The organism is Flavobacterium sp., assembly GCF_049240005.1.
Classification (GTDB): domain Bacteria; phylum Bacteroidota; class Bacteroidia; order Flavobacteriales; family Flavobacteriaceae; genus Flavobacterium.
Genome location: NZ_JBMLTK010000057.1, coordinates 1 through 7224, shown reverse-complemented (window position 1 = coordinate 7224; position 7224 = coordinate 1). Strand labels below are relative to the sequence as shown.

Sequence of the window (7224 nt, the reverse complement as noted above, 5' to 3'; positions counted from 1 at the left end):
TTGCAGATGTCGTAAAATCTCCGTTTAAAACCAAGCTTCCGTTGTTGGTTACAGTTCCTGTCGAAACAATACCTCCAGCTCCTGTATTTAAAGTACCGTTGTTTAAAACGCTTCCTGCAATATTCAAAGTTCCCGCCAACGAATTAAAAATACTTCCTGAATCTACTGTAAGATTGCCTCCCATAGACGCACTCGTACCCAAATTCATATTGAAAGTGGTATTGTTTGATAAGGTTACATTATTTGGAAAACCTGCGCCCGAGGTTGCACTCGTCCATTCATTGCCGCGATTAATAGCGAATGCGCCGCCGTGATTATACAGTAAGGTCGATGCACTTCCATAAGTAGGAGAATTTGCACCGTCCACAAAACTGTTTAAGTTTAAACGTAATGTACCATTTACAGTAACGGCATTACTCAGTGTTAACTGACCGTTGGCAGTAATATTGTTTGCGACAACAGTTCCAGAAATGGTACCTTGACCATTAAAAGTTACCGTTGAAGTACCCGCAGTGAAAGTTCCTGTTTGATTAAGAACACCCGCATTTCCAAACGTCAGAGAACCAGATCCCATGGTTAAAGTTCCGCTGTTTGCCAGCGTTGAGTTGGTTCCCATGGTAATAAAACCGCTGCCTGAAAAAGTTGTGGTTCCAGCGTTGGTGAAGGTTTGGGTATTGTTGAAGGAAAGCGTATTTGTTCCACCAATCGTTAACGTACCACCAGTATTTACGTTCAATGCGTTAATGTTTCCAGCTGCTGCAGCTACCGTTACGTTGTGACCATTCAAGATGGAAATACCCACATTGGTTGGATTGCCTGTTCCCAATCGCCACGTAGTTGCGTCAGCCCAATTACCAGTTTGCCGAGAAACGTAAGGCACTGTAATCGGATTTGGTGCTGCCGAACCAAAAGTTACGGCACCTGATCCGTAACTTCCGTCACCTGAATTTGCGCGGGTTAAAAACTGATTCGATAAAAATCCACCGTCACTGGTGTAGGCAGCAAAAAGTTGTAATTCTTGGTTTGCTGTATAATTTAGTGCTGTTTTCGGAATTCGAAATTCAAATCCACGGGTTAGACTAGTATTGTCTACATTAATTCCAAATTCTGAACCTGCCGAACCAATAAAAGTGTTACTTCCTGTTCCGGAGGTCAAAGTAAACAAGTCGAGAAAATACGTTCCCGAACCGTTCGTACCAATTACCGCACAATAGTCGGCATTAAATCCCGCATCAAATGTTGTACTCGAATTCCAGTTATTAACGCCGGAAGGTGCATTAGTTCTGTTGAACGAACCGTTATTGAAACCACCTGCTGCCGAATCGATAAACAATAAAATTCTATTTCCGCTTTGTACGTTTCCCGCGATAGCAAAATAGAGGTACGATGCATCGCCATAAGAATATACCGCATTAATCGCGTGGGATGCTCCAAAACTGGGTGTTGGCCCTCCGGCAGATGTTGCCAAAGCCGTACCCCAGACCGCTTCATCGATATTTCCATTAAGTGCAAAAACCTGATTTACAGTTACTGTTAGTTGCAGATCATCGATTCTCCACTGAGCGGTATTTGCTACTGCACCCGTCCCTCCAAAACCGTAAATTCTGAAGGTTATTGCTGTTCCATTACCTGACGTTACTGTTGTTGTTGTTGTTGGCGACTTCAATGTCCAAGCTGAATTTGCCGAATCGGTTCCGCTTGCTAGATTACTTGCGTACGAATCACTACTTGATCGAACTACAAAATTAACTGGTCCGGTACCAGTACTACGCATCCCAAATGAAATTGCATTCAAAGAAACGGTGAAGCCTGCCGCTGGTGTTAGAACAAACTCGAAGTAACTAGAAGTTGCTGTATTCAAAGCGCCGTTTTGTACTGCTATTCCTGCATTGTTTCCTCCTGATGCGCCGGCATATACAGAAGAAACAGAAGTATTGGATAACATTGTTACTGCACCATTTACATTACCCTGCGTTACATTTCCAACCGTTAAATTACTGGTAGTATTAGTGCTTGGAGCAGCGGTACCAAAATTCCAAACTATGTTTTGTCCAAAAACAGAACTGAAAAATAGTGTAAAAAAAATCGGGGCGTATTTTTTCAAAATCATAAATCAACAGGCATTTATATCCAAAATCATTTATTTTCGCTTCGTTTTTAGGCTATCTATAAAAAAAGGGAAGTAAATTTAGGAAGTAAAATCGTCAGATTTTAAAATCATAAGTCCGAAATCGATTTAATCGATAAAAAGAAGTAAAAATCCGACGAAATGCGTATTTGGAAAATCCATAAAATGAGGACATTACCCTAAAAATTCATGACAAAATGAATCCAATCACGAGCGAAATATGGCAAAAAATTACCCGGTTTTGCGCGTACCAAGAACGCTGTCATTTTGATGTGAAAATCAAACTCCGAGAACTCGGTGCCACAGTAGAAGTTCAAGATGAAATACTTGTAAAACTCATCGCTGAAAATTACCTCAACGAAGAACGCTTTGCGCGAAGCTTTGCCCGCGGAAAAAGTCGAATCAAATCGTGGGGGAAAAATAAAATCACTGCCGAATTAAAACAACGAGGCATATCACAAACTGTCATAAATTTAGCGCTAGCTGAAATAGAACAAGAATACAGGGAAAATTTCGAGAAAACCGCCACAAAGATATTTGAACAGACTACTGAAAAAAACGTCCTCAAAAAACGAAAAAAATGTTGCGACTACCTATTGCGGCGCGGATATGAAAGCGATCTGGTTTACGAATTTATTACCAAACTAGAAAAAGGAAACTAAGCACGAGATAAAACAATGCTTACTGCATTTCCACCAAAACCAACCGCATTCAGTAATACCGAACGTACTTGCGCGGGCAGCTCTTGATTTAAGAAGGGCTGATACGGCATTTGTTGCCTGCGAAGCATTTCCATGCCCAATACCAAATTAAATAAACCGCTGGCGCCAAACGTATGCCCTATTTTCCATTTTGTGTTTGCCAAAAAAGGCGTGTTTTCTCCAAAAACTGCTTTTAAAGCGGCCAATTCCGATGAATCGCCACGCAAGGTTCCTGGAGCGTGGGTAATTACGACATCGATATTTTCCTTTTCGATACCGCGTAATGCCATTTCCATAGACTCTACCAAACAAAAACCCGATTTACTTAATGAAGTCGGACTCTCCAATCGCTCGGCTGCAAAACCATAGCCGGACACACAAACTGCATTGTCCGAAGTTTTTTCGGAACTCAATAAACAAGAAACAGCGCCTTCACCTAAAACCATCGTGTTTCTTTGCTTTGAAATGTCCATAGCGCGACACGGAAAAATTGAATCTTCATCCGAATACACATTCATACCTTGCATTTGCGCCACTGTAAAGGATGTTAATGGGGCTTCGGCAGCACCCACTAAAAACTGTTTGCTCATTCCAGAACCGATCCAAGCCAGACCATTTAATAGCGCATGTAAACCACTGGAACAGGTAACCGAATGTGAAAAATTAATTCCGGGAAAACCCAAATCTTGTGCGACCCAAGAAGAAATATTCCCTAAGGTTGTTGAAGGCGAGGTTTGCACACTGCTTTCTCCCGTTTTTAAAAAATGTTTGTACGACTCTTCAAAAACCGTTGTTGCTCCTCGCGACGACGCGATATTTATTCCCGTATCTGGAATGTCTCTTACATCTATAAAAGATCTTAATTGTCGGCTGACAGCAATTGCTAACAAAGCCGAACGATCTAAATGTTTATAGCGCTTTTCCGACTTTCTTATTTCTGAAATCAGTTCACTACAAGATGATTCGAGTTTTCCGGAAAATACGCCCAAATCCGCATCTAATTTCAAGCTTGTGTTCGCATCAAACCAGGCGTCGGATAGCGAATCAACGTCCATTCCTAACGGCGAAATCGCAGAAAAATGATTGACAAAAAAAGGTTTCTTTTCCATCAATCTACAAATTTATCTAAAGCTCGTTCAACCGTCAAATACACGTATTCCAAGTCTTTTTGCTTAATGTTAAAAGGCGGTAAAATGTAAATCGTTCCCCCAACTGGGCGCAGTAAAACGCCGTTTTCAATAAAAAAGCGATATAGCCGATTTCGTAAATCCGAGTAATAATCCTGCGCAGGAACTGCCAATTCAATGGCAATAATCACTCCTTTGACTCGAACATTGCGCACTTTCGTGGAATGCTGTAAACTTTCGGCGAAAGCCAAATGCAAGCCATTGATTTTCTGAACTTTTTTAAACGTGCTCTGCTTTCGCAATTGCTTTATACTCGCTAAAGCTGCAGCACAACCAGTCGGATTTGCAGTAAATGTATGTCCGTGAAACAGCGCTTTACTCTTATCAGGACTCAAAAATCCGTTATAAATCTCGTCTGTAAAGGAAGTAACCGCTAACGGAATCGTTCCCGAAGTGAGCGCTTTAGACAAACAAATCATATCGGGTGCTACACCCAATTGCAAACTAGCAAAGAGCGTTCCTGTCTTCCAAAAACCGGTCATTACCTCATCGGCGATGGTGAAAACACCGGCATTTTTGCAAATCGCGATCAATCGGGTTAAAAGCTCCGGCTCGTACATGACCATCCCTGCTGCGCCTTGCACCAACGGTTCGAAGATAAACGCCGCCGCTTTCTTGCTTGCAATAATCTCTTTCAAAGCTTTTTCGCTTGCTTCCTCCTGCCCTTTTATAGGAACTGGAATTCGCACCACATCGATTAACATACTTTGAAATGCTTCCGAGAAAATCGAAATGCTGCTCGCGCCCATGGCGCCAAAAGTATCGCCGTGATACGCATCTTCGAAAGCGATGATGGTAGGTCGGATTTCTCCTTTATTAAAATAAAATTGCAAAGCAGCTTTTAAAGCAATTTCAACCGCCGTAGAACCATTATCCGAAAAGAAAAACTTACGTTGGTTGTCTGGTAAAATCTCGGTGAGCACTTCAGCTAACTCAACGGCTGGCTGATGCGTAAAACCGCCAAAAAGCACGTGCTCTAAGGTTTGGAGCTGTTTGCTGATGGCCTTTGTTACTTTTTTATTTCGGTGCCCAAACGGACAAGTCCACCAACTGGAAATAGCATCGATGTAACGTTTCCCGTTTTCGTCAAACAAATACGACCCTTTTCCGTGCGTAATTCCGATCGCCGGATCGGCTGTTTGATGTTGGGTGTACGGATGCCAAAGCAACTGCGCATCTCTTTCGGCTAAACTTTTCATGCCAAGGTCTTTAATTGCGCACTCCATTCTTCTGCGTAAGCGGAAATAACTCGACTATCGATATACGGTTCTTCTTCCAATCGACCTATAACAGGTAGATTCGTCATTGCTAAAATAATCGACTCCGAGGCTGGATTCGAACCATTAAAAACAAGTCCGGCTATACGTTTTCCGCGAGCACGCAAACTTTCAATGGTTAATAAAGTGTGATTGATGCTTCCTAAATAATGCCGTGAAACTACAACGACCAAATCGGTTGGTGCAATTAAATCGACTACCAAATGTTGCTCGTTTAAAGGAACTAAAATCCCACCGGCGCCTTCGATAACAAGACTATTCTTGGTTTTCGGACGCTTAATTTGAGTGATATCGATTGTTATATTTTCTTGCTCGGCTGCGAAATGCGGGCTGGCCGGTGTGTGAAATTTATAAGCGTTGTCGTGAAAAACGGTTTTTGAATTTGAAATGTACGATTTCACTCGATCGGCATCGCCAAAGTCAAAATCACCCGACTGTATTGGTTTCCAATAATCGGCTTGCAAAGCTTCAGTAATTACGGCGGCGGCCACGGTTTTTCCAACGTCGGTTCCGATTCCGGTTACAAAAATTTCCATCTGCGTTTAATTAAGCCGCAAATTTAAGTCGCCTATCCTGAAATGTCGCGTTAATTACTATTTCTTTTAGATAAAACTGATGTCTTTAAGTAGGGAAACCAGTTGCTGAATTTCGCTTTCGCTATTAAACGTATGCAAACAAATCCGCAAACGCTCTTGTCCGGCGGGAACGGTAGGCGACAAGATAGCTTTCACGTCAAAGCCGGCTTCTTGAATCGTTGCAGCCGCACGTTTAACCGCAGTATTTCCAGAAATGTTCATGGTTTGTATAGCAGATTGGCTTTCGCCGAATTGCGACTCGATTCCGTGAAATTGTATCGCAGTTCGAAAACAACGAATTCGGTTTTGCAACTCTTGAATTGGCTTACCATCTTCCTCAAAAAGTTGAATCGACGCTGCAATAGCCGCTACATTAATCGGTGGAAGTGCGGTGGTGTAAATAAAACTTCGCGAAAAATTAATGAGAAAATCGCGCAATTGCTCGCTGCCTAAAACCGCGGCGCCGTTGCAGCCAAAAGCTTTTCCGAAAGTGACAATTCGGGCAAAAACGGGTCCGGCCAGTTCCGACGGACAAGCAAGTCCTTTGCCCGACTTCATGACGCCAACGGCATGTGCTTCGTCGAGAATTAAAAAGGCTTGGTATTGTTGGCAAACCGAAACCAATTTTTGTAAATCGGGAACATCGCCATCCATAGAGAAAACAGTTTCAGTAATGACGAAAACTGATTCGGCCTGATGTTTTTGAAGCAGCAGCTCGAGCTGATCGATGTTATTGTGTTCGAATTTGTATGCTTTTGCAAGCGATTGCTGGATGCCGTCGCGAATCGATGCATGTACCAATTCGTCGTAAAAAATAAGATCGTTGCGCCCGGGCAAGCTCGAAACAAGACCGGCGTTGGCGTCGAATCCGGAATTAAAAATAAGTGCCGTTTCGGCTTCGAAAAACGTACAGCAAGCTTTTTCGGCCAACTGATACAATTGGTGATTGCCCGAAATTAAGCGCGAACCACCGCTACCTGAAACCTCGAGTTTGTTTTTTTGAAGTAAATCGAGACTGCGTGCAAAAAGTTGTTGGTTGTTGGCAAAGCCGAGGTAATCGTTAGAGGAGAAATCAATAGGTAAACGCGCGTCGGAAAGAGTTCGAAAAGCGTTTTCGTCTTGTCGTTTTCGAAGTTTATTAGCAGCGTTTTTAGGGAATGACATACAGTTAAAATCTGAGCTAAATTAACGTGAGTTCGACAAAAAATCTTTGTTAGATCGCACGAAAATGCAAATTATTGCTTTACTTCCTTAAACGGAGAAGAAATTATTAGCGGAGCTAACCATTTAAACAGTCGCTTACGTCGTTGTATTTTTTTGAGATACCTCGGTATCCCAAAGAAAATACGCCTTGTA

At 42.4% G+C, this 7224-nt stretch carries 6 protein-coding genes; 1 reads left to right on the top strand and 5 read right to left on the bottom strand.

Annotated features, from left to right (window positions below; genetic code table 11):
- Positions 1-2110, bottom strand: a 2110-nt coding sequence (locus ACOVQQ_RS05615; RefSeq protein WP_421817327.1) for a beta strand repeat-containing protein, incomplete at its 3' end; no start/stop codon positions are given.
- A 215-nt stretch (positions 2111-2325) separates the two neighbouring features.
- Here ACOVQQ_RS05615 and ACOVQQ_RS05610 point away from each other — a divergent pair.
- A complete protein-coding gene (locus ACOVQQ_RS05610) occupies positions 2326-2790 on the top strand; it encodes a regulatory protein RecX (protein ID WP_421817326.1) in 465 nt (154 codons plus the stop codon).
- Here ACOVQQ_RS05610 and ACOVQQ_RS05605 read toward each other — a convergent pair.
- The 4 genes from ACOVQQ_RS05605 to ACOVQQ_RS05590 all read right to left on the bottom strand — a co-directional run bounded on the left by ACOVQQ_RS05605 (position 2787) and on the right by ACOVQQ_RS05590 (position 7032).
- On the bottom strand, positions 2787-3938 hold the full coding sequence (locus tag ACOVQQ_RS05605; protein WP_421817325.1) for a beta-ketoacyl synthase N-terminal-like domain-containing protein: 1152 nt from the start codon (positions 3936-3938) through the stop codon (positions 2787-2789). The two genes, ACOVQQ_RS05610 and ACOVQQ_RS05605, sit on opposite strands and share 4 nt — an antisense overlap.
- Complete coding sequence (gene bioA / locus ACOVQQ_RS05600; RefSeq protein ID WP_421817324.1) at positions 3938-5215, bottom strand: adenosylmethionine--8-amino-7-oxononanoate transaminase; 1278 nt, start codon at positions 5213-5215, stop codon at positions 3938-3940. Before bioA ends, ACOVQQ_RS05605 begins: the two co-directional genes overlap by 1 nt.
- Positions 5212-5829: a dethiobiotin synthase gene (bioD, locus tag ACOVQQ_RS05595; RefSeq protein WP_421817323.1), complete on the bottom strand. Its 618-nt coding sequence runs from the start codon at positions 5827-5829 to the stop codon at positions 5212-5214. The genes bioA and bioD overlap by 4 nt, the downstream gene beginning before the upstream one ends.
- A gap of 66 nt (positions 5830-5895) precedes the next feature.
- Positions 5896-7032, bottom strand: coding sequence for an aminotransferase class I/II-fold pyridoxal phosphate-dependent enzyme (locus ACOVQQ_RS05590; RefSeq protein WP_421817322.1), 1137 nt, complete (start codon positions 7030-7032; stop codon positions 5896-5898).
- Positions 7033-7224 lie beyond the last annotated feature (192 nt).